Here is a 22,943-nt window from a genome sequence, read left to right on the forward strand (position 1 = left end):
GACGAGGAGGATGCGCACCACGCGTCGCGCGTAGTCCGTCGGGGGACGATGCGCGGGCGGCTACGCGCTCACGCGCGGGGCAGGTGCTCGCCGAGCTGGCGGCGCGACGTGACGCCGAGCTTCCGGAACACCTTGCGGAGGTGGTAGTCGACCGTGTTCGCGCTGATGAACAGCGCGGCGCCGATGTCGGCGTTCGTCGCCCCGCCGGCGGCCATCCGCGCGATGCGGGCCTCCTGCGCGCTGAGGGGGCCCGCGTCCGGGGGTGGGATGTCCCCGCCGGACGGGGCGCCCAGCGCGGCGAGCTCGCGGCGCGCCCGCTCCGCGAAGGCGGTGGCGCCGACGGCGACCAGGTCGGCCAGCGCCTGGGTCAGCTGGGCGCGGGCATCGGCGCGCCGCCGCACCCGGCGCAGCCACTCGCCGTACAGCAGCCGGCCCCTCGCCCTCTCGCCCCGGTACCCGTCCGCGCTCAGCAGCGCGATCGAGGAGAGGTACGAGGCCTCGGCATGCGCGTCGTCCGCGAGCAGCGCCTCAGCACGGAGCGCCATGGCTCGGGTCCAGTCACCGGGCGCGGCGCGGGCCACGCGCGCGAGCCACGCGGCGGCCGCCCGGGCCCGGTCCTGGTCGCCGCTGCGGACCGCCGCCTCGACGAGCTCGGGCACGTGGTGGTGGCTGGCCTGCAGGTAGGGGTCGTCGACGAGCGCGGCGAGCCGCACGGTGGCGCGTGCGTAGTCGCCCCGCGCGATCTCCCTGATCGCGCGCGCCCCCGCGGCCATGCGGGCGACGCCCCCGAAGCTCGCGGCGCGCATGCCGTCCTCGAGCGCGGCCGCCTCGTCGTCCGGCAGGCCCTGCCAGATCGCGAGCGCGGCGTTGACGGTGAGCTCGTCGCCGTAGCCGAGCGACCGTCTCAGCTCGACGGACCGGCCCATGTAGTCCGCGGCGAGGCGCGGGTTGTTCCGAGACAGCTCGAGCGCGCTCAGCACCCAGTACAGGCCGTCGACGCTGCGCAGGTCGCCGCGCGCACGGCAGGCACGAGCGATACGCCGCAGCAGGATCGCGGCAGCCTCGAAGTCGCACAGCCCGACCGAGGGGACCACCGCGTAGAAGGCGAAGGCGGCGATCTCGTCGTCCGCCATCGCGTCGAGCCGGGCCAGCATCGCGCGCATCAGGGGCGCGGCGGTCTCGTAGTCGTCGAGCGCGAGCGACGCCGCCGCCTCGAGCGCGCTCGCCACCGGGCCGGGCAGCGCCACGGCCGCCTCGTTGAGCCGTCCCGCGAGAGTGCGGAGCGGCCATCCCGCCGCCCCGTGCTCGGTGCTGAGCGCCGAGTTGAGCGCCTGCAGCAGCGCCGCCTGCTCGAGCGCGGGCTCGACGGGGCGGAAGTGGTCTGCGGCGGCGACGAAGGTCGCGACGACCGTGTGCATCCGGGGCACGTCCGTGAGGTACGCGATGCAGGCGGCCTCCGCCATGCGCATCGTGCCGCGATCCCGGGGTGCGAGGGCGTTCGGGTCGACCTGCGCGAGGAGCTGACGTGCGAGCGTGGCGGCACCTCCGCCGACCGCCGCCTCCGCCGCGCGGACGAGGCGGCGGGAGCGGCCGGGCGCCGAGGTCGACAGGTCCGCGGCGCGCGCGAGGAGGTGGGCGCGGGACTCGAGGCCGCCGCGCGCGCCGGCGAGGTCAGCGACGTGCTCGAGCTCCGCCGCCACGGCCTCGTCAGGGCCTCCGCTCGCGGCCGCCGCATGCCACGCGGCCACCTCCGGGCGGCCGCGTGCCACGGCCTCGGCGCGCAGCGCGGCGTGCGCGGCCCGACGGTCGGCATCGGTCGCGCTCGCGTACACCGCCGACCGCACCAGCGGATGGCGGAACCGCACCGACTCGCGGACCTCGACGAGCCGCTCGTGCTCGGCAGGGGCGGACGCGTCCGGCGGGAGGTCGAGCGTCGCCGCCGCCCCGCGGATCGCCGAGGCGTCGCCCGTCGACTCGGCCGCGGCGACCACGAGCCACCGGCGCGTCGGCTCCGGCAGGAGGCCGGCGGCGCGCGAGTAGTGGCCCTCGAGCCGCTCGCCGACGGGCATCGGCGCGTGCGCCAGGGCCGCCGCCGTCAGCTCCTCCGCGCTCCATCGCGTCCCGAGGTCGGTGAGCGCGAGCGGGTTTCCGCCCGTCGTGGCGACGATGCCCGCGATCACCCCGGGGTCGATCTCGGCGTCGACGCCGGCGCGCAGCAGGGCGGCGGCAGCGTCCGGATCGAGGCCCGCGAGGGGGATCTCGCGGATGCCCGCCAACGCTCGCATCGTGGACTCCTCCGGCCGCGCCGCGAACACCATCCCGACGCGCTCCGCCGACAGCCTGCGGGCCACGAAGCCGAGCACCTCGAGCGACTCGCGGTCGAGGCGGTGAGCGTCGTCGATCACGCACACGGTGGGCTCCTCGTCGCCGGCGAGAGCGAGCAGCGAGAGCATGCCGAGACCGACGAGGGCGCGCTCCGGCGCGGGTCCGTCCGCGAGCCCGGCGGCGATCAGGAGGGCGCGGGCCTGCCCCGCCGCGAGCCCGTCGATCAGGTGGGCGAGCGGGCGGCCCAGGCGCTGAAGCCCCGAGTAGGGAAGCGCGCTCTCGACCGCGAAGCCGGGTGCGTGCAGCACCCTCAGCCCGGTGCTCCGCGCGAGCGCAGACTCGAGGAGGGTGGTCTTGCCGATCCCCGGGTCGCCGTGGATCACGAGCGCGGATGCGTCCGCGTTGCGGGTGCCCGCGAGGAGCGCGTGGAGGCTCTCGAGCTCGTCCTCGCGCCCCACGAACCCCTCGGATGCGTCGATGCGCTCACGCTAGCCGAATCGGACGAATCGGAATAGTGCCTGGTGCGGGGTCTACTCCGGGCCGAGCGGCTCGGCGAGCGCGACCACGAGGCCCTCCGGTCCGCGCAGGTAGCAGAGGCGATAGGCGTCCTCGTAGCGCACGACGTCCCGCACGAGCGTGGCGCCGTGCGCCTCGGCGGCGGCCACCGCCGCGTCGATGTCGTCGACGGTGAGCATGATGTTGCCCCATCCGAGCGCGTTCACCGCGGCAGGGTCGCGCGCGGGCGGCGCGGGGGAGTCCCACCGCGTGAGCTCGAGCCGGCCGTGGCCGTCCGGGGTCACCATCATCGCGATCTCGGTGCGCGTGCCGTCGAGCCCGGTCACCCGGTCGACCCACGCGCCGTGGATCTCTGCGCGACCCTCGAGGCTCATGCCGAGCGCCGCGAAGAAGCCGATCGCGGCGTCGAGGTCCTCCACCGCGGCGGTGGTGTGATCGAGCCGGATGATCGCCATGGCTCAGGCGGCGGGCTCGCGGAGGATCGAGGTCATCTTCTTGCCTCGCGCGACCTCGTCGACCAGCTTGTCCATCCACCGGATCTGCTGCATGAGCGGGTCCTCGATCTCCTCGACCCGCATGCCGCAGATGACGCCCGTGATGAGGTCGGTGTGCGGGTTCATGGCGGGGGCCTGCGCGAAGAACTCCTCGAGCGTGCGCTCGTCCTCGAGCGTCAGGGCCAGGCCCGCCTCGTCGTAGCCGGTGAGCCACGTCAGCACGGTGTGCAGCTCCTCGACGGAGTGGCCCTTGCGCTCGACCTTCTTCACGTACTCGGGGTAGATGCGCGCGAAGGGGAAGGCGAAGATGCGGTGGCCGGCCATGGGGTCAGCCTAGGCGGTGACCTCCGAGTCGGGCAGGGGGAGCCACACCGCGACGCGCCACTCTCCGTCCCTCGCGCCGATGTCGGCGCTCCCGCCCAGCTCGTCGGCACGCAGTCGCATCGACGCGACCCCGACGCCGGCGCCCGCGCGCCGGTCGTCGCGCGCCGGCGCCGCGTGCTCGAGAGCATTGACCACCTCGATCGCGATGCCGCCGTTCTCGGGAGCGGTCAGCCGCGCTCGCGGCCGCGAGCCCGGCGCGTGGCGCTCCGCGTTGGTGAGGGCCTCGGCGACGATGCGGTACACGGCGGCCTCGAGCGCGGGCGACACGGCGGGCAGCGGGTCGGGTGCCTCGAGGCTCGCGCCCACCCGATCCGCGCGCCGCGCGAGCGCGCCGCGCAGGCCGTCCTCGTCGAGCTCGACGGGGCGCAGCCCGTCGACCACCCGCCGCAGCTCCCCGACCGCGACCCGCAGGTCGGCGCGCACCACGTCGAGCTGGGCGAGCAGCCCCTCGCCCGCGTCGTCGCCGTGGCGGTCCGCGAGCACGAGGTTCCGCGCGGCGTCCGCCCGATACGTCGCGCCCGTGAGCAGTGGCCCCAGGCCGTCGTGAAGGTCGCGGTGGAGGGACGCGCGCTCGCGCTCGCGGGCGTCGACGGTGGCGGCCCGCGCCGCGCGAAGATCTTCGGCGAGCGCCGCCTCCCTGACCAGCTGTGCGAGCGGGAGGGACACGAGCTCGAGCGCCGTTCGGTCCGGGGAACCCAGGCGCCGCTCGCCGGGGCGCAGCGTGACGCGGAGGGTCAGCCCGTCGGCATCGTCCAGCGGGAGGTCGGCGGTGACCCCTCCGGGGACCACGTGTCCCGCGACACGGCCGGCGGCGTCGAGCACCGCGAGGCCGGGCAGGCGCAGCGATCCGGTGATCTCGGCGAGCGCCCCGGCGAGCGCGCGGCCTCCGTCGCGGTCGAGGCTGCGGCCGAGGCTGCGAGCCATCCCGGCCGGGTCGACGCGCGCGCCGTAGACGGCGCGGCCGACGGTGCGCCGCATGAGCGTGAGCAGGGGATGGAAGAGCAGCGCGACGCCGACGGCGGCGCCGGTCTGGACCAGCCTGTCGGCACGGTCGGGCACCGCGAGGGAGGCGACCGCGACCGTCGCGGCGTAGAGCGCGACGGAGACGACGACGGCGGCGACGTAGAGCATCGCCGTCGAGTAGTCGAGCACGATGAGCACCGCGGCCGCGACGTTGAGCAGCGAGCCCGCCGAGGCGAGCAGCACCGCGTGTGCCGGCACCACGTCCGCAGGCGCGAGGAACGCCGGGAGCGACGTGAGGATCCCGACCACCTGCATCGCGGCCACGATCAACGACGCCCGGCGCCCGCCCCGCCACGCCGGGACCAGCAAGGCGAGGGTGGTCGCCACGAGGGCGACGACCACCACCGCGGCCACGACCGCGGTGCGGATCGACCCGTCGCGAGGATCGGCCCCGATGTCGAGCGCGGGAGGCAGCAGCGCGAGGCTCGTGCCGGCGGCGATGCACAGGCCGATGCGCCGCGCGATCATGCGCCGAGCCCGCCGTCGCGCGCGAGCACGATCGCCTCGGCGCGGGTGGCGACGCCGGTCTTGGCGAAGATCGCGGAGACGTGGTTGCCCACGGTCTTCGCCGCGATGCCGAGGCGGTCGGCGATCGCGTGGTTCGCGAGGCCGCGCGCGATGAGGTCGAGCACCTCGTGCTCACGCGAGGTCAGGTGCGGGAAGGCCTGCGCGGGCTGTGGCGTCGAGGCCCGTCCGAGCACGCGCGCGGCGACCTGGGGCGAGAGGATCGCGGCACCCGCCGCGACGGCACGCACGGCCCGCTCGATCTCCTCGGGCTCGGCGCCCTTGAGCAGGTAGCCCCGCGCGCCCGCCGCAAGCGCCTCGGCGATGAGCGCGTCCTCGTCGAACATCGTGAGCACCAGCACGCCGGCCGAGGGGACGTCGGCGGTGATGCGTCGCGCCGCGCCCACGCCGTCGAGGACGGGCATGCGCAGGTCGAGGATCACCACGTCGGGCCGGGTGAGCAGCGCCTCGCGCACGGCTCCGGCGCCGTCGGCGGCCTCCGCGACCACCTCGATCCCTGGCAGCGTGCGGAGCAGCGCGGCGAGCCCGCCGCGGACCACCGGGTGGTCGTCGGCGATGAGGACCCGGATCGGGGACTCCGTCATGGCGCCATTGTGCGCCGCGCGCGTCGCGCCCACCTAGGGGCGTGCCCCTAGAGATGCCAGGCAGATTCCCGCGCGGGCGGTGCGAGACGGGGCTCGGCGCCCATGCCGTGCCCCGCCCGGGAGGGCCAGCGTGGACGTCGTCGGGTCCCCGACGCATCGTCCCCGAGGAGAGGAACCGCCATGTCCACCGAGGCCATCCGCCCCATCGCCCGCCCCACGCCGCTGCGTGCGGGCCTGGCGCTCGCCGCCGTCCTGCTGGTCGTCGGCGCGATCCCTGCGCTCGACGTCGGGCTCGACGGGTCCGCATGGGATCCCGTCGTGATCGCCTTCGCCGTGCTGGCGGCCGGGATGACGCTTGCCACGCTCGTCCTGGTGCCGCTCGCGTGGCACGGCAGGCGCGGCCCGGCGATCGCCGTCATCGTGATCCAGGTCGTCTCGATCCTCCCGGCGCTGCCTGCGTTCCTGCTCCCGGCGGACGAGGCGGGCCCGACTCACGTGGCCGCCGCGGCGATCGGGATCGCGCTCAGCCTGGCCGCGTGCGCGCTCGTCGCGACCGGCATGCGCCGGCGCGGCGACACCGCCTGAGAAGCCGGACGGCCGGCGCCGCGCCTATCGCGCGGTGTCGGCCGTGAGCGCCCCCACGTTGCGCTGGAACAGGATGATCCACGTGAACACCAGCACGCCCGCGACCAGCTCCACCGCGGTGAGCGAGTAGTACCCGACCGCGAACAGCACCGACATCGCGACGATCACGGCGATGAACGCCCAGCCGACCGGCAGGAACGCGCGCGAGATCCCCGGCACCCACGCGCGCAGCCGGAAGGTGAGGACCCCGAACGCCACGGCCATGCCGCTCGCGACGGCCGTGTGGATCCAGAAGTGCGTGTCCACGTGGAACACGCCGACGAGCCCGAGGAACACGCCGACGATGATGAGCGACAGCCGCACCCTGCCGCGCCCATGCGCGGATGCGGAGGGCACCTGCCGCGTCGCGACCCGCGCGAGGATGGTCACGATCAGCCCCGCGATGATGAGCGTGAGGTTGAACGCGAGCGACGAGATGTCGTGGGAGATGCCGAGAGTGCTGAGGTTCTGCATCCACCAGTCCGGATCGCTCGCGGTGAGCGTCGACGCGAGGATCCCTTCGACCAGGAACACCGCGAGCACCACCGCGAGGATCTCCGGGTTCATGTGCGCGGCCGAGAGGAACGCGACGTACGCGGACACGGCGGCCGCCGCGCCGCTGAGCGCGAGCACGGGGAGCCAGAACACGGTCGCGCCGATGAACCCTCCCGACAGCACCACCGCGACGAGCGTCCAGCTGAGCAGCGCGATCAGGCCGTGCGCGAGGGACAGCGCCACCACGTCGATTACGTCGAGCGGCCCTTGGAGGCGCGGTCGGCCCTGGAGGTGGCGCACGTAGCGCCCGGCCGCGAACGCGAGCGCGGCGGCCACGGCCGAGGCGATGGCGGCGTACTGTCCCACCGAGCCCGGGCCCGCGATCGGCGCCGCCGCCAGGCGGAACACGGGCAGGGCGACCAGCGCGGCGGTGCCGAAGGCGAGCGCGCCGAGCCCGGTCGCGGTGAGCTCGAGCCACGTGTTCGCGCGCTCGCCCAGCGACAGGCGGGCGGTCGTGGCGCCGCCCGTGCGGTCGTCCGGCGTGGCGTCGGTCATCGTGCGCTCCCTCGGTCGTCGCTTCGGAGCGTACCGGCGGCCCCCGACCACGCGCGCGGGTGGACGATGCGGTGCGCCCCGGCGCGTCGCATCGTCCCCTCAGGCGGTGGTGGCCTCGAGGTAGGCGAGGATCGCGCGGACGCGGCGGTTGCCGTCGGGCGACTCGGCGAGGTCGAGCTTCATGAAGATCGAGCCGGTGTGCGTCTCGACCGTGCGCTCGGACAGGTAGAGGCGCCGCGCGATGGCGCCGTTGGACCAGCCCTCCGCCATGAGCGCGAGGATCTCGACCTCGCGCGGGGTGAGCGCCCCGAGCACCGATCCTCCGCGTGCTGCCCCGAGCAGGCGCGACACCACGTCGGGGTCGAGCGCGGTGCCGCCCGCCGCGACCCGCTCGAGCGCGGTGAGGAACTGGTCGACGTCGAGCACGCGGTCCTTGAGCAGGTAGCCGATGGCCCCGCCCGTCGCGAGCTCGACCGTGCGCCGCGTCTCGATGTGCTGCGACAGCAGCATCACGGGGGTGGGGGGATCCCACGCGCGGATCTCGAGCGCCGCCTCGATGCCCTCGTCGTCGGACGGCATGCGCACATCGAGCACCACGACGTCGGGACGATGTGCGCGCACCTGGGCGACCGCGGCCGCGGCGGTCGCGGCGCGCCCCACCACCTCGTGGCCCGCGCTCGCGAGCAGCGCCGCGAGCCCCTCGCGGAACAGCGCCGAGTCCTCCCCGATCACGACCCGCACGGCAGGCGCGCCTCCACGCGCGTGCCCGCGCCGGCGGGCGAGGTGACGGTGAGGGTGCCGCCGAGCGCGGCGACCCGGTCGGAGATCCCGGTGAGGCCGCCGGTGGGGCGCAGGCCGGCGCCGCCGCGGCCGTCGTCGGCGACCACCACGTGGAGGTCCTCCTCGGCGCGATGGACCGCGACCCGCACGCGCGTGGCCTCCGCGTGCTTGAGGGCGTTGGTGACGGCCTCGGACACCACGAAGTACGCGGTGGTGGACGTCGCGTCGGGCACGTCGGGGGCGTGGATCTCGAGCTCGATGGTGTCGGGCGCGAGCCGCACGAGCATCGCGAGCGCCGCGCCGAGCCCGTCGTCGAGTGCGCTCGGCCGCACGCCGTGCGCGAGGCGGCGCAGCTCCGCCACCGCGGTGCCGAGCTCCGCGACGGCCTCGTCGATCGCGTCGGCCGTCGCCGCATCGGCCCCCGCCCCGCGCTGGAGCACGCGCAGGCGCATGCCCAGCGCGACCAGGCGCTGCTGCGCGCCGTCGTGCAGGTCCCGCTCGAGGCGCCTGCGCTCCTCGATGCCGGCCCGCGCGAGGCGCTCGCGGGAGGCCTCGACCTCGGAGCGCGCGCTCGCGAGCTCGGCGTTGGCGCGGGCTGCCTCGACGAAGGGCGCGGCGGCGGCCGCGACGTCCGGGCCGGGACGCTTCACCCGTGCGTCGGAGGCGACGAGCGCGCCCACCACCTCGCCGCGGCTGCGGACGGGCGCCGTGAGGGCGGTGGGGACGATGCGCGTGCCGTCGAGCGTGAACAACGTCCCGTCGGCGTGGCCCGCGACCGCGACGCGCAGGCCGGGGTCGCGCAGCGCGACGCGGAGGACGTCCTCGACGGACTCGGGGCGGTCCTGGCCGGCCTCGACGCGCGCCGCGAGCTGCTGGAGGGCCGCGAGCGTGCGGCCGCGCTCGGGGTAGACGGCGCGGTCGACCAGCCGGCGCAGGCCTCGGTAGGCGAGCGCCGCGGCGAGGGTGAGCCCGACGGTCGTGGCGATCGCGGCGGTGGGCGACCACGCGATGAGCGCCGCGCCCACCACCGCGCACGCGACCGAGAGGATCCCGAGCACCGCGAGGCTCAGCACGCCCGCGGTCATGGTCGCGACGACGGCCCGATCGATGTCGAGGATGTTGGGCCGCAGCATCGCGATCGTCACGCCGGCCGGGATCGCGAGGTACATCACCAGCAGCCCGAGCACCACGAGGTCGGGGCCGCCGAGCACGAGGTAGCTCGCCCAGCACAGCATGAGCGTGAGCGGCAGCGACGAGCCGGTGAGGAACACCCAGCGCAGGCGCAGGCGGTCGCGCTCGTCCGCGCGGCGGTACCGGTGGATGGGGGCGGCGACGCTCGCGATGAGCAGGCCCATGAACGGCAGCAGGACCACCCAGAGCGCGGCATCGACCGTGGCTGCGGCGCCCGGGACGGCCCACGCGAACGCGACCAGCAGGTTCCCCGCCACCACGGTGCCGCCGAGCCACCAGCCCACACCGGCCCACCGGCGCGACTCGGGGTGCCCCTCGGGCACCGCGAGCAGCAGCCACGCGAACGGAACGTAGAGGAGCATCCACGCGCCGCCGAACGGTCCGGGGCTGCGGTCGCTCGGCGCGAACGCGAGCTGCTGGCCCAGGCCCGCGAGGGCGAGCAGCAGGCCGGTCGCGTTGCCCGGCGTGCGGCGGGCGACGAGCGTGCCCAGCGTCAGCGGAAGGAGGCAGAGCAGCGCGGCGGCCGCGACCTCGACCCAGGGCTTGTCGCCCACGATGCCGTACGCGACCGCGACCCCCGTCGCGAGCGCGGTCCCACCCCAGATCGCGGCGAGCGCCGCCGAGGCCCCCCTCATGCGCACACCATAGGCGGGTTCCTGCCTGGGGGGATACGCCTCACGCCACTCGCGCGGGATTCGTGCGCGCATCGTGCGCCTCCTTCACGTCGAGCCTCCACGGTGCCCGCCTCTGCGGCCTCTGCGCCTCCGTGCCGGCACGGAGGCGGAACCCGTGCCAGCGCCGATCCGTCGGCGCGCTCGTCCGGCGAGCGTGGGACCAGGCCCGATCCGCGGGCCGCGAGCCCGCCGAGGCGGGGGAAGGAAGTGCTCCCATGGCTACCACCACGACCGCCGCGTCCGCGGCGCCGACGCCCACCCGCGTCGATCCCACCGTCGGCTTCCGGCGCATCGTCTCCGCCGCCGTCCTGCCCGTCGCTTTCGCGTGCCAGCTCGCGGCGAACGTCATCTACGCGATCGCGGTCGACGGCGGCATCGGGGACGGCGGGACCGGCGCGCAGACGCTCGAGTTCTACGCCGCGCACATCGACGCGCTCGTCGCTGCGACCGTACTCGCGATCGTCGGGGTGCTGCTCGCGATCCCCGGCATCCTCGCCGCGATGCGCGTCACGCGGCCCTCGAAGCCCCGGCTCTCGCTGTGGGCGGGCGCCCTGATGATCGCGGGCTACGCGTGCTACCTGGGGATCGTCTTCACCGACTTCCCCGAGGCGGCGCTCGCGCAGGCCGGTGTCGACGCGGGGGCCGCGCTCGACAACACCCCGGGCGGCGGCTTCGCGGCGGTGTTCTTCCTCATCTTCGTGGTCGGAAACCTCGTCGGCACGCTCCTGATGGGGCTCGCGGTGCTGCTGGGACGCGGGCTGCCTCGCTTCGCCGGCGTGCTCATCCTCGGCTGGCCGGTGGGGCACGTCACCAACCTGATCCTCGGCAACGAGTGGTTCGCCGTCGCGGGCGGCGCGCTCGAGGTGATCGGCCTCTTCGTGATCGCGCGGACCGTGATGCTGCTGTCGAACGAGGAATGGGTCGCGCGGGGGTGAGCCCGGACTTTGACGCCGTCGGTGTCGCCCCCGATGCTGGGGACGATGCCGACGGCGCCGTGCGAGAGCTGGCCGCCGCGCGTGCCCGTCGCCAAGACCCCGATCGGATGTGGCCATGGCGAACTTCCTCGCTCCCGCGCGCCGGCGTGACGGCCGGTTCCTCAGCGGCGCCGCGACGACGGTCGCGCGCCGCGACCTCGGACCGGTCCAGGTGCTGCGGGTCCACGCGCCGCGCGGCGCCGAACCGCCCGGTGCGGGCTATGCCGATCCGGGCGACTCGCTCGTGTGGGCCTTCACCGGCGCCGGCGCGATCGTCACCACTCGCGGCTCGGCCGAGGTCGAGTGCGACGGCGGCGAGCTGCTCGTCAACCACATGCAGCGCATCGACGGGTTCCGCATGACGCCCGACTACCGCGCGCTGTCCATCAGGATCCGCGCGGCGGACCTGCACCTCGCCGCGCGGGACGTCGACGTCCTCTCGGCGGCGCCCGTGCGCTCGCGATCGCTGCTGCCGCGGCTCATCGGGACCTGCGCGACGCAGCTCCTCGCGTCGACCGAGCCCGCCACGGCTGCCGAGGATGCGGCCGCGGCGCGCGCGATCCTGGACCTCGCCTCGGCCCACGTGGACGCCGTCGCCGGGCGTCGCACCCCGCCCGAGGTCCGCTCGCGCGAGCTCGTCGTGCGCGCGCGGTCCTTCATCGACCGCTACGCGTCGTTCCGATCCGTCGCTCCCCAGACGGTCGCCGACCACGTCGGCGTGCCCCTGCGGACGCTCCAGCGCGCGTTCGAGTCGGACGGCACCACGGTGAGGCGCGCGATAGTGGACGCGCGCCTCGCCCACGCGAGGGCGCTCCTGGAACGGGAGCAGCGCCTGTCCGTCGAGGCTGTCGCCGAGCGCACGGGCTTCGGCTCCGCCTCCGTGCTCAGCAGGACGTTCGCGGCGGCGCACGGCATGCCGCCTGCCGAGTGGCGGGAGCGTGCGCGCCGCGCCCTGTGACGATGCGCGACAGATGGCGTGACGGCTCGCGCCGTCCGGTGGCGCGACGTCCTGTCCCGTGATCGGCTGGGAGGCGGACGGGCGGGGAGGCCCGTCCTCCCACATCCGTCCAAAGGAGTCCCCATGCCCGCCAACCCCCGCGGCTACGCGCTCGAGCCGGCCGCCCAGGCCTTCGTCGAGGCGACCGCCGAGCCGCCGTTCCTCTACCAGCTGCCCCCGGCCGAGGGTCGCAACGCCGTTGACGGCGTCCAGGACGCCGAGATCTTCAAGCCCGCGATCGACGAGGAGTGGATCACCGTCGAGGGCGGCCCCACCGGCAGCGTCCGTGCCCGCATCGTCCGTCCGCAGGGCGCCGAGGGCGCGCTGCCCGTCATCGTCTACACGCACGGGGCGGGATGGGTCTTCGGCGACGCCCACACCCACGACCGCCTGGTGCGCGACCTCGCCGTCGGCGTGCACGCCGCCGTGGTGTTCCCCGAGTACGACCGTGCGCCCGAGCAGCAGTACCCCACGCAGAACGAGCAGTCCTACGCGGTGGCCCGGTGGGCGGCGGAGCATGGCGCCGACAAGGGGCTCGACGGGTCGCGGATCGCGATCGCCGGCGACTCCGTGGGCGGGAACATGGCGATCGCGCTGAACCTCATGGGTCACGAGCGCGGCGACCTGGCATTCGCCGGGGTGGTGCTGTTCTACCCCGTCACCGATGCGGCGTTCGACACGCCCTCGTACCTCGAGTTCGCGGAGGGCTACTTCCTGTCGCGCGACGGCATGCTCTGGTTCTGGGACCAGTACACGACCGATGACGCCGCGCGCGCCCAGATCGCCGCATCGCCGCTGCGCGCGACCGAGGAGCAGGTGGCGTTCTTCCCGCCCACGCTCGTCATCACCGCGGAGGCGGACGTGCTGCGCGACGAGGGCGAGGCGTTCGCCGCCAAGCTGCGCCGCGCCGGCGTCGAGGTCACGGCGGTCCGCTACGGCGGCATCGTCCACGACTTCGTCATGGTCAACAGCCTCCATGACACGCACGCCGCGAAGGCCGCCGTCGCCCAGGCGGTGGCCCATCTCAAGGCGGCGTTGGCTGCCTGAAGCCGGCCCCCGCATCGTCCCCCGGAAACGAGAGAAGCCCTCCCCGAGAGACTCGGGGAGGGCTTCCTCAACGGCGGTGACGGTGGGATTTGAACCCACGGTACGGGGTTACCGTACACAGCATTTCGAGTGCTGCACCTTCGGCCGCTCGGACACGTCACCGCGGAAGAGATTACGGGATGGACCCCGGAAAAACCTAATCGGCCCTAGCCGGAGGGCCGTGGCGGGGGGTAAGGTCCGCCGGCGCGGGGGCGTGGAGCAGCGCCGTGGCCACGGCGATACCAGCACCGACGATCGTGTCGAGGATCCGCTCGCCGATGACGTCGGGCGTCCCGAAGTCCCCGGTGGCGCTCGTGACGATGATGAGGGCCAGCGGCGTGACCGCCGCGACCGCGATCGCGTAGTGACGGGTGATCGCGAGCTCCGTCACGAACTGGAGCGCGCCGAGGATCGCCGCGAGCAGCCACGGGTTGGGCGGCAGCGTCCCGATGCCCATGTAGACGAGCGCTCCGACCACCGTGCCGACCGTGCGGTGCAGCCCGCGGGTGACGGCGACCCCCCGCCCGGGCATCACGCCCACGACCACGACTCCCGCCGCGACCGTCCAGTAGGCGCGCTCGGGATCCGTGTAGAGCGTGCTGATCGCGGTGGCGAGCGCCGCGACGATGACCGTCCGCGCGACCAGCTCGCGCGCGCCACGATCCCACTCCGGCGGCGCAAGCAGCACGCGCAGGGGGCGCGCGGCGACTTGCCAGTGGACCCGACGGATCAGCGGCGCGATGCTCGCGACCACGGCCCAGGCGCAGCCCACCGCCACCCAGCCGACCAGCGGCAGCGGCGCGGCGCCCTGCCCGGTCGCGTGCGCCGACATCCCGTACACGATCACGGGGAACAGCGGTCCGGGCGGTCCCAGGCGGTAGCCGTGCACCGCGACGCCTACCAGCGAGGCGACCAGCACCAGGCCGACGGCCGCCGCGCTGGGGTACGGCCCGAGCAGCGCGCCCGCGAGGGACGATGCGACGAGGACCAGTCCCGCGATGGGGCGCAGGCGCAGGCGCTCGAGCCGCGGCAGCGCCGCGAAGTAGGGCACGGTGAACGCGCCGACGCACGCGAGCAGGCCCTCCTGCATGTGGTCGGTCGCCGCGCCGATGAGCAGCGGCACCATGAGGACCACCGTCGCCTGGAGGGCGATGGGCCAGCGGGGCGCCTTCGGCGGCAGCACCGTGCCGAGGCTGAGCACCGCGCGGCGCATGCCGTCGACCCAGATGTCCTTGCGGCTCGGCTCCTCGGTCACCCGGCTACCGCCTGGCCTCGAAGAACTCCGTGAGCACGCCGGCGCACTCGTCGGCGCGCACGCCCGCGACCACCTCGACCTTGGAGCCGATCCGCGCGTCGCGCACCACGTCCCACTGTGAGCCGGTTGCGCCGGCCTTCTCGTCCCACGCGCCCAGTACCAGCCGCGGGATCCGCGACTGGAGGATCGCGCCGGCGCACATGAGGCACGGCTCGAGCGTCACCACGAGGGTGCAGCCGTCGAGGCGCCACGTTCCCAGGGACGATGCGGCGGCCCGGATCGCGACGATCTCGGCGTGGCCGCTGGGGTCGCCGTCGACCTCGCGGAGGTTCCGGCCGACGCCGATCACCTCGCCCGCGGGGGACAGGACCACGGCCCCGACGGGGACGTCGCCCGCCTCGCCGGCCGCGCGGGCCTCGGCGAGCGCGGTGCCCATCGCCTCGTCCCAGGTGCCTCTCACGCGCCCAGGCTACCGGCGCATCGTCCCGGGAATCCGTGCGTGCGCCGCGATACCCTCTGAGCATGCGCCTGCACGTTGCCGACCACCCGCTCATCCGTCACAAGGTCACCGTCCTGAGGGACAAGCGGACGCCGTCGCCGACGTTCCGCCTGCTGGTCGACGAGCTGGTGACGCTGCTGGCGTACGAGGCCACGCGCGACGTGCGCGTCGTGGAGTGCGAGGTCGAGACGCCGCTCGTCGCCGCGACGGGCACCAAGATCGCGGACCCGGCGCCCATCATCGTGCCGATCCTGCGCGCCGGCCTGGGCATGCTGGACGGGATGCAGCGGCTGATCCCGAGCGCCGAGGTCGGCTTCCTGGGCCTCAAGCGTGACGAGGAGACCCTCGAGGCGATCACCTACGCGAACCGCCTGCCCGAGGACCTCACGGGCCGCCAGGTGTTCCTCATCGACCCGATGCTCGCGACCGGCGGCTCGCTCGTCGCGGCCATCGACTACGTGCTCGAGCGCGGCGCCACCGACGTCACGTGCGTCTGCCTGCTCGCGGCGCCCGAGGGCATCGCGCACGTCCAGGAGAAGGTGGGCGAGCGCGCCGACGTCTCCGTGGTGGTCGCGCAGGTCGACGAGCGGCTCAACGAGAACGGCTACATCGTGCCCGGCCTCGGCGACGCGGGCGACCGCCTGTACGGCATCGTCGACCTGTAGGGCCGCGCGGCGCGCGCCCCGCCTCCGACCGCGATCCACACAAGATCGGCACTTGGCATCGGTCTGGTCGGGGTTCGTGCCGGGAAGTGCATCGGGCGAACGTTCACATCGATGTGGGCGTGTGGAGCGGGGTCGGGCGCGAGCGCGCCCTGGCGTCCGGCCTGGCGTCGCGCCCCCGACCGTGATCCACACGCGGAATGCATTCCGCGACCCCGTCGTCCCGGTATGCGCCGGGAAGTGCATCGGGCGAACGTTCACATCGAGGTGGGCGTGTGGGGCAAGGTCGGGCACACGCGCGCCCAGGCGCCCGCCCGGAGGCGATGTCAGACCCCGGTGAGACCCTCGAAGGGTGGTCACGGAAGGCGGGTCGCAGAGTCTTCAACAGGCAGGGCGCACTCGTCCACACGACACGCCGAGGTGTCCACAGGGTTTACACAGGGTTCTCCACAGAACCACTAGATGTAGGGGCAGTTTTCAGTTTTGGCCCCCATATCTAGTTGCACACGGGTGTAATTCAGGTTAGATTCGTGGGGCGCCTCGACCTGACGACGCCGGCAGTTTTCCCCGGAACTCGCCGCCAGCGGGGCACGTAGTTTTTCACTGGTTCGGACCGCCCGACGGGCGTCGTCCGAGGCACCTTGGAGGGGAGAATCGTGACGATCACCGAGAACACCGCGGCCGCCGAGACCGGAGGCACCGCCGCGCTGCCCGTCGTGGCCAGCGGCATCCATGTCACCAAGCGCGACGGGACCCGCGAGCCGTACAACGCCGACCGCATCAACAAGGCGATCGAGCGCGCGGCCGACGGCCTGCCGGACCAGATCTCGATGACCACGCAGATCGCGACCGAGCTCGCGATCACCCTGTTCGACGGCATCACCACCGAGCAGCTCGACGAGGCCGCCATCGGCGTGGCCGTCCAGAACGTCAAGGATGACCCGCAGTTCGACGTGGTCGCCTCGCGCCTCCTGCGCAAGGTCATCTACAAGCGCGTCCTCGGCTCGTACGACACCGAGCTCGAGCTCGCGCTGCTGCACCAGGCGCGCTTCCCGGGCTACATCCGCGACGCCGTCGAGGAGGGCCTGCTCGACACGCGCCTCACCGACCTGTTCGACCTCGACGCGCTCGCCGCGGCGATCGACCACACTCGCGACGACCTGATGAAGTACATCGGCACCGTGACCATGCGCAACCGCTACATGATCACCGACCGCCACGGGAAGGCCCTCGAGGTCCCCCAGTACTTCTGGATGCGCGTGTCGATGGGCCTCGCGCTCAACGAGGCCAACCCCACGGAGATGGCGCTCGAGTTCTACGACAAGATCTCGAAGCTCGACTACCTCCCGGCCGGCTCGACCCTCGTCAACGCGGGCACCTCCTACCCCCAGCTCTCCAACTGCTTCGTCATGCAGATGGAGGACGACATCGAGCACATCGCCAAGTCGGTGCGCGACGTCATGTGGCTGACCAAGGGCACCGGCGGCATCGGCCTGTCCGTGACCAAGCTGCGCTCCGAGGGCTCGCCCATCCGCTCGAACAACACCACGTCGACCGGTCCGATCCCCTTCATGCACACCATCGACTCGACGCTGCGCGCCGTGTCCCGCGGTGGCAAGAAGTTCGGTGCGCTGTGCTTCTACATGGAGAACTGGCACATGGACTTCGCGCAGTTCCTCGACCTGCGCCAGAACTCCGGTGACCCGTACCGCCGCACCCGCACCGCCAACACCGCCGTGTGGATCTCGGACGAGTTCATGAAGCGCGTCGCGGCCGACGCCGACTGGTACCTGTTCGACCCGGCCGAGACCCCCGACCTCGTCGAGCTCACGGGCTCCGCGTTCTCGGCGCGCTACGCCGAGTACGTCGCCGCGGCCGAGGCCGGCCGCATGCGCACCTTCAAGAAGATGAAGGCCCGCGAGCAGTACAAGTCGATCCTCGTGATGCTCCAGACCACCTCGCACCCGTGGCTGACCTGGAAGGACACGATCAACAACCGTGCCCTCAACACCAACACGGGCACGATCCACCTGTCGAACCTCTGCACCGAGATCTGCCTCCCGCAGGACCGCGAGAACATCGCCGTCTGCAACCTGGCCTCGGTCAACCTGCCGGCGCACCTCGTCGACGGCAAGATCGACTGGGACCGCATGAAGGACTCGGTGCGCCTCGCGGTGCGCCAGCTCGACAACCTCGTCGACATCACCCTGTCGTCGGTGCCCGAGTCGGAGCACGCCAACCGCGAGAACCGCGCGATCGGCCTCGGCGTCATGGGCTTCACGGACATCACCGAGCGCCTCGGCATGGCCTACGAGTCGGAGGAGTCGTACGACCTGATCGACGAGATCGTCGAGTTCGTGTCCTTCCACGCGATCGACGCCTCGGCCGACCTTGCCCGTGAGCGCGGCTCGTACTCCAACTTCGACGGCTCCGGCTGGTCGCAGGGCAAGGTGCCGTTCGACACCATCGCCGAGACCGAGGCGGACCGCGGCGTCAAGATCGACGTCGACCGCACCACCCGTCAGGACTGGGACACGCTCCGCGAGAAGGTCGCGGGCGGCATCCGCAACGCGACCCTCATGGCCGTGGCCCCGACCGCGTCCATCGGCCTCGTCGCCGGCGTCACGCCCGGCTTCGACCCGCAGTTCTCGCAGATCTTCTCCCGCGCCACCTCGTCGGGCAAGTTCCTCGAGGTCAACCGCAACCTGGTGAAGGACCTCCAGGAGCTGGGCCTGTGGGAGGACGTCCGTGACCGCCTCCTCGAGGTGCAGGGCGACCTGTCCCAGATCGACGAGGTCCCGCAGCACCTCAAGGACGTCTACAAGACCTCCTTCCAGCTCTCGCCCTACGCCTTCATCGAGGTGGCGGCGCGCGCCCAGAAGTGGATCGACCAGGCCATCAGCCGCAACATCTACCTCGAGGACCGCGACGTCGAGAACATGATGGCGCTGTACGCGAAGGCGTGGGAGAAGGGCGTCAAGACGACGTACTACCTCCACATGAAGCCGCGTCACACCGCCGAGCAGTCGACGGTGCGCGTCAACAAGACCGAGAAGATCAACTCGACCGGCAACGCCGCGGGCCGTCCCGCCGCCGGCGGGTCGTCCGGCCCGGCCCGCAAGGGCTTCGGCGCCCGCAAGGGCTTCGGCGCCTCGAAGGCCCCCGTGGCCGATGCGGTCGTCGAGACGGTCGAGGAGGCCCCGGCCGAGGTGGTCGAGGCCAAGCCTGTCACCCGCGGCTTCGCGGCCGTCAAGAAGGCCGAGCCGGCCGCGGTGACGACACCGATCGAGACGGTCGAGGCCGCCCCGGCCACCGGCGCGATCGCCGCCCCGGCGGAGATCTTCGCCTCGGTCGCGGCCCAGGCCTTCGCCGCCGCGCCCGCCCAGCAGCCCGAGGTCCCCCCGACCTCGCTCCCGGAGACCACCGACGCCCCTGCTTCCGCGGGCTTCGACCCCGCGGCGGTTGCGCCGCTCGGCGCCTCGCTGCTCAATGTGGTGGAGGGCATCGACGGGGACACGGAGATGGTCGGCGGCGTCGCCTGCCCCGTGGACCCCATGGAGCGGCTCCAGTGCGAGTCGTGCCAGTAAGCGCGTAAGGAAGAGGAGACTTCACAACGATGGGCATTCTCGGAAGCGGCGTGCAGGACGGACTCCTGCTCAAGCCGATCACGTACCCCTGGGCCTACGACCTGTACAACCAGGCCGTCGCCAACACCTGGTTCCCCAACGAGATCCAGCTCGGTGAGGACCTCGCGGACTTCAAGAAGATGACCGACGAGGAGAAGCACGCCATCACGCACCTGATGTCGTACTTCAACCCCAACGAGCTGCTCGTCAACAAGGCGCTCGCGTTCGGCGTCTACCCCTACATCAACGCCCCCGAGGGTCACCTCTACCTGGCGAAGCAGATGTGGGAGGAGGCCAACCACTGCATGTCCTTCGAGTACGTCCTCGAGACGTTCCCGATCGACCGCGAGGCCGCCTACGAGTCGCACGTCACCGTGCCGTCGATGGCCGCCAAGGAGGCCTTCGAGGTCAAGTTCATCAAGCGGATGACGGAGGAGACCCTCGACATCACGACGACTGAGGGCAAGAAGGACTTCATCCGCAACCTCGTCGCGTACAACATCATCCTCGAGGGCATCTGGTTCTACTCGGGCTTCATGGTCGCGCTGTCGTTCCGCCAGCGGAACCTGCTGCGCAACTTCGGCTCGCTCATGGACTGGATCATCCGCGATGAGTCGCTGCACCTGCAGTTCGGCATCAACCTCATCCTCACGGTGCTCGAGGAGAACGAGGACCTGCAGGACCCGGAGTTCGCCGAGGAGATCCGTCAGATGATCCTCGACGCCGTCGAGATGGAGGAGGCGTACAACCGCGACCTCCTGCCCAAGGGCATCCTCGGCCTCAACGCCGACTACGTGAACACGTACGTCAAGTACCTCGCGGACCGTCGTCTCGAGGAGCTCGGCTTCGACGCGCACTACAACGTGTCGAACCCCGCGAAGTGGATGGCGACGGCCAACGACACGCTCCAGCTGGTGAACTTCTTCGAGGCCACCAACACGTCGTACGAGGTCAACGCACAGGCCACCAAGCTCCAGTAGACACCTGTCCAGCAGCAGGTAGACTGGCAGCACACCTAGACGAGACGCCCGGCGCAGAGCAATCGCTCTGCGCCGGGCGTCTCGCCGTGTGAGACCCCACCCCACCCCCTCGGCGCCGCATGGGCGCACCCGCACAGAACGAAGGTCACCACGTGAGCGCCCCCGTCGACACCAAGCCGGTCATCGCTGCGAGCCCCGGGCTCGCGATGTCCCGCCGACAGAAGCTGCTGTACGTGCTGGTGCTCGGCGCGCTCGTGGCGCTGGGTCCGTTCACGGTGGACATGTACCTGCCGGCCTTCCCGACGGTGGCCGCCGACCTGCAGGCCTCGGACGCCGCGATCCAGCTGACGCTGACCGCGACCACCATCGGCTTCGCGCTCGGTCAGCTCGTGGTCGGCCCGTTGAGCGACTCGCTCGGCCGCAAGCGCCCGCTCATCTTCGCGACGCTGCTTCACATCGCCGCGTCCGTAGCGGTCGTGTTCGCGCCCACCGTCGGCTGGGTCATGGCGGGCCGCGTGCTCCAGGGCATCGGCGCCGCGGGCGGCGCGGTCGTCGCGATGGCCATGGTCCGCGACCTCTTCGCCGGCCAGGCGCTCATCCGCATGCTCGCCCGCATGGCGCTCGTCAGCGGGCTCGCGCCCGTCATCGCGCCCGTGATCGGCTCGCAGCTGCTCAACGTCCTCGACTGGCGCGGGCTGTTCGTGGTGCTCGCGTGCTACGGCGTCGCCGTCGCGCTCACCGTGTCGGGCGTCATCCGCGAGACCATGCCGGTCGAGCGCCGCGGCCGCGCGTCGCTCAGCGCCACCCGTGCCCGGTACCGCCACCTGCTCGGCGACGCCTCGTTCGTCGGCATCGCGCTCGTCGGCGCCCTCACCTTCGCGGCGCTGTTCTCGTACCTGTCGGCCTCGTCGTTCCTGCTCCAGGACGTCTTCGGGCTCAGCCCCCAGACCTACGGCATCGTGTTCGGCACCAACTCGATCGGCATCGTGATCGCGAACCAGACCTCGGCGCGACTCATGCGGATCCTGCCGCCGCGGGCGGTCACCACCGCGGGCCTCATCATCATGCTCACCGGCGCGCTGCTGCTGATCGTCGGCGACGCCATGGGCCTCGGGCTCGTCGGGGTGCTCATCCCTCTGTTCTTCGTGGTCGCGTCGATCGGCATCATCATGCCCACGGTCCAGATCACCGCTCTCGCCAACCACGGCGCCGAGGCCGGCACCGCCGCCTCGCTGCTGGGCGCGCTCAACTTCGGCATCGCGGGCCTCGTGTCGCCGCTGGTCGGCGCGATGGGCGTGTCCGTGGTCTCGATGGCGGTCGTGATGGTCGGCTGTCTCGTCGCCGCCAACGCGATCTTCTGGCTCGTGGTGCGCCCGCGCGTGCAGTCGACCGTCGTCGCCTGAGCGACACGCGACCCGGCGACGCGCGCCACGGCCCGGCGGCGCATCGTCCTCGATAGCGTGAGGACATGGCCACCCGCGCGCTGATCCTGCTGTACGACGACTTCGACCTCATCGACGCCGGCGGCCCCTACGAGGTGCTGCTCACCGCGAACCGGCTGCTCCAGCGCGAGGGCCTCGCGCCCGCGTTCGAGGTCACGCTCGCCACCCCGGGAGGCGCGGACGTGGCGGCGTTCGGCGGCATGACGCTCACGAGGCTCGTGGACTCCGACACGATCGCGGACACCGACCTCCTCATCGTGCCCGGCACCATCGACGTCGCCTGCGCGGTCGGGGACGTCGCGCTCGTCGCCACGATCGAACGCCTCGCCTCGGGTGCCGCCATGACCGCATCCGTCTGCACGGGTGCGTTCCTCCTCGCGCGCGCGGGGCTGCTCGACGGGGCCACCGCCACCACGCACTGGGAGGACCTCACCGACCTCGCCCAGTGCGGCGAGGTGGGCGGCGTGGTCGGGGACGTCCGCTGGGTGGACGGCGGCGACGTCCTCACGAGCGGCGGCCTCACCTCGGGCATCCACCTCGCGCTGCACCTGGTCGCCCGTGTCGGGTCGCACGACCTGGCCGTGCGGACGGCGCGCCAGCTCGACCTGGACTGGAGCGCCGTCCCGGCACGCTGAGCTCGCACGGGACGATGCGCGGCCCTCGCCGCGCGTCCCGCGTCAGCCGCGCGGGGTGACGGTCGCGACGAGCGAGCTCAGCAGGTAACGGTCGCTCAGGCCCGAGTACACCTCGATGCGGTGGAGGCCCGCGCCGACCGTCTTGGTCTTGAACGGCTTCGCATCCGTGCCGAGCGAGTTCGCGAACGGCGAGCCGAACGCCGTCGAGTCTGCGGCGTTGCCGGAGTTCCCCCCGACCGCGCGGGACCCCGACCACCCCCACGGGTTGAGGGTGTCGCCGTCGATCGCGACGCGGTTGTCGGGCTTGCCCCGGTCGCCCTCGAACGCGACCATCGCGAGATCCACGTCGGCCGAGCCCGCGGTCACGAACGGCACGCCCACGGTGGTGGCCCACATCCACTGGCTGCCGCCGAGCACCGCGACCGTCGCCTGCGGCAGCTCGGGCATCGAGTACACCACGGTGATCGCGAAGCCCGCGTAGTAGTTCGGGAGCAGGGCCGCGTAGTCGCGGGGGAGCGCGACGTCGGCGAGCGCGTAGCCGCCGTTGCCCGCGGCCCTCACCTGCGCGGTGATGTCCGCCGTCGCCTGGTAGTACAGGTCGCCGTCGCCCCAGCTGG

19 protein-coding genes and 1 tRNA gene are annotated in these 22,943 nt (G+C 72.9%); 9 read left to right on the top strand and 11 right to left on the bottom strand.

The window, feature by feature from the left end:
* Positions 1-68: 68 nt before the first annotated feature.
* From AOM04_RS03875 to AOM04_RS03895, 5 genes are all read right to left on the bottom strand, one after another.
* Positions 69-2,783: a helix-turn-helix transcriptional regulator gene (locus tag AOM04_RS03875; protein WP_062462661.1), complete on the bottom strand. Its 2,715-nt coding sequence runs from the start codon at positions 2,781-2,783 to the stop codon at positions 69-71.
* A 72-nt stretch (positions 2,784-2,855) separates the two neighbouring features.
* Positions 2,856-3,296: a VOC family protein gene (locus AOM04_RS03880; protein ID WP_062462663.1), complete on the bottom strand. Its 441-nt coding sequence runs from the start codon at positions 3,294-3,296 to the stop codon at positions 2,856-2,858.
* A 3-nt stretch (positions 3,297-3,299) separates the two neighbouring features.
* On the bottom strand, positions 3,300-3,659 hold the full coding sequence (locus AOM04_RS03885) for a DUF2200 domain-containing protein (protein WP_062462666.1): 360 nt from the start codon (positions 3,657-3,659) through the stop codon (positions 3,300-3,302).
* A gap of 9 nt (positions 3,660-3,668) precedes the next feature.
* Entirely contained in the window at positions 3,669-5,210 is a 1,542-nt protein-coding gene (locus AOM04_RS03890) for a sensor histidine kinase (protein WP_062462669.1), read from the bottom strand.
* A complete protein-coding gene (locus AOM04_RS03895) occupies positions 5,207-5,851 on the bottom strand; it encodes a response regulator (protein WP_062462672.1) in 645 nt (214 codons plus the stop codon). Before AOM04_RS03895 ends, AOM04_RS03890 begins: the two co-directional genes overlap by 4 nt.
* A 180-nt stretch (positions 5,852-6,031) precedes the next feature.
* On the opposite strand from AOM04_RS03895, the gene AOM04_RS03900 reads away from it, so the two are divergent.
* On the top strand, positions 6,032-6,436 hold the full coding sequence (locus tag AOM04_RS03900; protein ID WP_062462675.1) for a hypothetical protein: 405 nt from the start codon (positions 6,032-6,034) through the stop codon (positions 6,434-6,436).
* A 24-nt stretch (positions 6,437-6,460) separates the two neighbouring features.
* Here AOM04_RS03900 and AOM04_RS03905 read toward each other — a convergent pair whose 3' ends face one another.
* From AOM04_RS03905 to AOM04_RS03915, 3 genes are all read right to left on the bottom strand, one after another.
* On the bottom strand, positions 6,461-7,525 hold the full coding sequence (locus tag AOM04_RS03905; protein WP_062462678.1) for a DUF998 domain-containing protein: 1,065 nt from the start codon (positions 7,523-7,525) through the stop codon (positions 6,461-6,463).
* A 99-nt stretch (positions 7,526-7,624) separates the two neighbouring features.
* Positions 7,625-8,257, bottom strand: a complete 633-nt coding sequence (locus AOM04_RS03910; protein WP_369401313.1) for a response regulator — start codon at positions 8,255-8,257, stop codon at positions 7,625-7,627.
* A complete protein-coding gene (locus AOM04_RS03915; RefSeq protein WP_062462684.1) occupies positions 8,254-10,131 on the bottom strand; it encodes a sensor histidine kinase in 1,878 nt (625 codons plus the stop codon). The genes AOM04_RS03910 and AOM04_RS03915 overlap by 4 nt, the downstream gene beginning before the upstream one ends.
* A 254-nt stretch (positions 10,132-10,385) precedes the next feature.
* Here AOM04_RS03915 and AOM04_RS03920 point away from each other — a divergent pair, with 254 nt between their 5' ends.
* The 3 genes from AOM04_RS03920 to AOM04_RS03930 all read left to right on the top strand — a co-directional run bounded on the left by AOM04_RS03920 (position 10,386) and on the right by AOM04_RS03930 (position 13,188).
* Complete coding sequence (locus AOM04_RS03920) at positions 10,386-11,105, top strand: hypothetical protein (RefSeq protein ID WP_062462688.1); 720 nt, start codon at positions 10,386-10,388, stop codon at positions 11,103-11,105.
* Between the two features lie 115 nt (positions 11,106-11,220).
* Positions 11,221-12,102 carry an AraC family transcriptional regulator gene (locus AOM04_RS03925; RefSeq protein ID WP_062462691.1) on the top strand — a complete coding sequence of 294 codons (882 nt, stop codon included), beginning with the start codon at positions 11,221-11,223 and terminating at the stop codon, positions 12,100-12,102.
* 123 nt (positions 12,103-12,225) lie between these two features.
* A complete protein-coding gene (locus AOM04_RS03930) occupies positions 12,226-13,188 on the top strand; it encodes an alpha/beta hydrolase (protein WP_062462694.1) in 963 nt (320 codons plus the stop codon).
* Between the two features lie 74 nt (positions 13,189-13,262).
* Here AOM04_RS03930 and AOM04_RS03935 read toward each other — a convergent pair.
* The 3 genes from AOM04_RS03935 to AOM04_RS03945 all read right to left on the bottom strand — a co-directional run bounded on the left by AOM04_RS03935 (position 13,263) and on the right by AOM04_RS03945 (position 14,942).
* Positions 13,263-13,350, bottom strand: a tRNA-Ser gene (locus tag AOM04_RS03935).
* A gap of 34 nt (positions 13,351-13,384) precedes the next feature.
* Positions 13,385-14,482, bottom strand: a complete 1,098-nt coding sequence (locus AOM04_RS03940; RefSeq protein ID WP_062462697.1) for an FUSC family protein — start codon at positions 14,480-14,482, stop codon at positions 13,385-13,387.
* A 4-nt stretch (positions 14,483-14,486) separates the two neighbouring features.
* Entirely contained in the window at positions 14,487-14,942 is a 456-nt protein-coding gene (locus tag AOM04_RS03945) for a nucleoside deaminase (protein ID WP_228373607.1), read from the bottom strand.
* A 62-nt stretch (positions 14,943-15,004) separates the two neighbouring features.
* Between AOM04_RS03945 and upp the strand changes: the two genes are divergently transcribed.
* The 5 genes from upp to AOM04_RS03970 all read left to right on the top strand — a co-directional run bounded on the left by upp (position 15,005) and on the right by AOM04_RS03970 (position 22,326).
* Positions 15,005-15,646, top strand: coding sequence for a uracil phosphoribosyltransferase (gene upp / locus AOM04_RS03950; protein WP_062462700.1), 642 nt, complete (start codon positions 15,005-15,007; stop codon positions 15,644-15,646).
* A 713-nt stretch (positions 15,647-16,359) separates the two neighbouring features.
* Positions 16,360-19,230 (top strand): ribonucleoside-diphosphate reductase subunit alpha, encoded by a 2,871-nt coding sequence (locus tag AOM04_RS03955; protein ID WP_228373642.1) that lies wholly within the window; start codon positions 16,360-16,362, stop codon positions 19,228-19,230.
* A 29-nt stretch (positions 19,231-19,259) separates the two neighbouring features.
* The gene (locus AOM04_RS03960) at positions 19,260-20,249 is read left to right on the top strand and encodes a ribonucleotide-diphosphate reductase subunit beta (protein ID WP_062462703.1); all 990 of its coding nucleotides are present in this window, start codon (positions 19,260-19,262) and stop codon (positions 20,247-20,249) included.
* 206 nt (positions 20,250-20,455) lie between these two features.
* The gene (locus AOM04_RS03965) at positions 20,456-21,652 is read left to right on the top strand and encodes a multidrug effflux MFS transporter (protein WP_062463961.1); all 1,197 of its coding nucleotides are present in this window, start codon (positions 20,456-20,458) and stop codon (positions 21,650-21,652) included.
* A 65-nt stretch (positions 21,653-21,717) separates the two neighbouring features.
* Positions 21,718-22,326, top strand: coding sequence for a DJ-1/PfpI family protein (locus AOM04_RS03970; protein ID WP_062462706.1), 609 nt, complete (start codon positions 21,718-21,720; stop codon positions 22,324-22,326).
* The last annotated feature ends 617 nt before the right edge of the window (positions 22,327-22,943 follow it).

This window comes from Demequina soli (genome assembly GCF_000971195.1).
Taxonomy (GTDB): domain Bacteria; phylum Actinomycetota; class Actinomycetes; order Actinomycetales; family Demequinaceae; genus Demequina; species Demequina soli.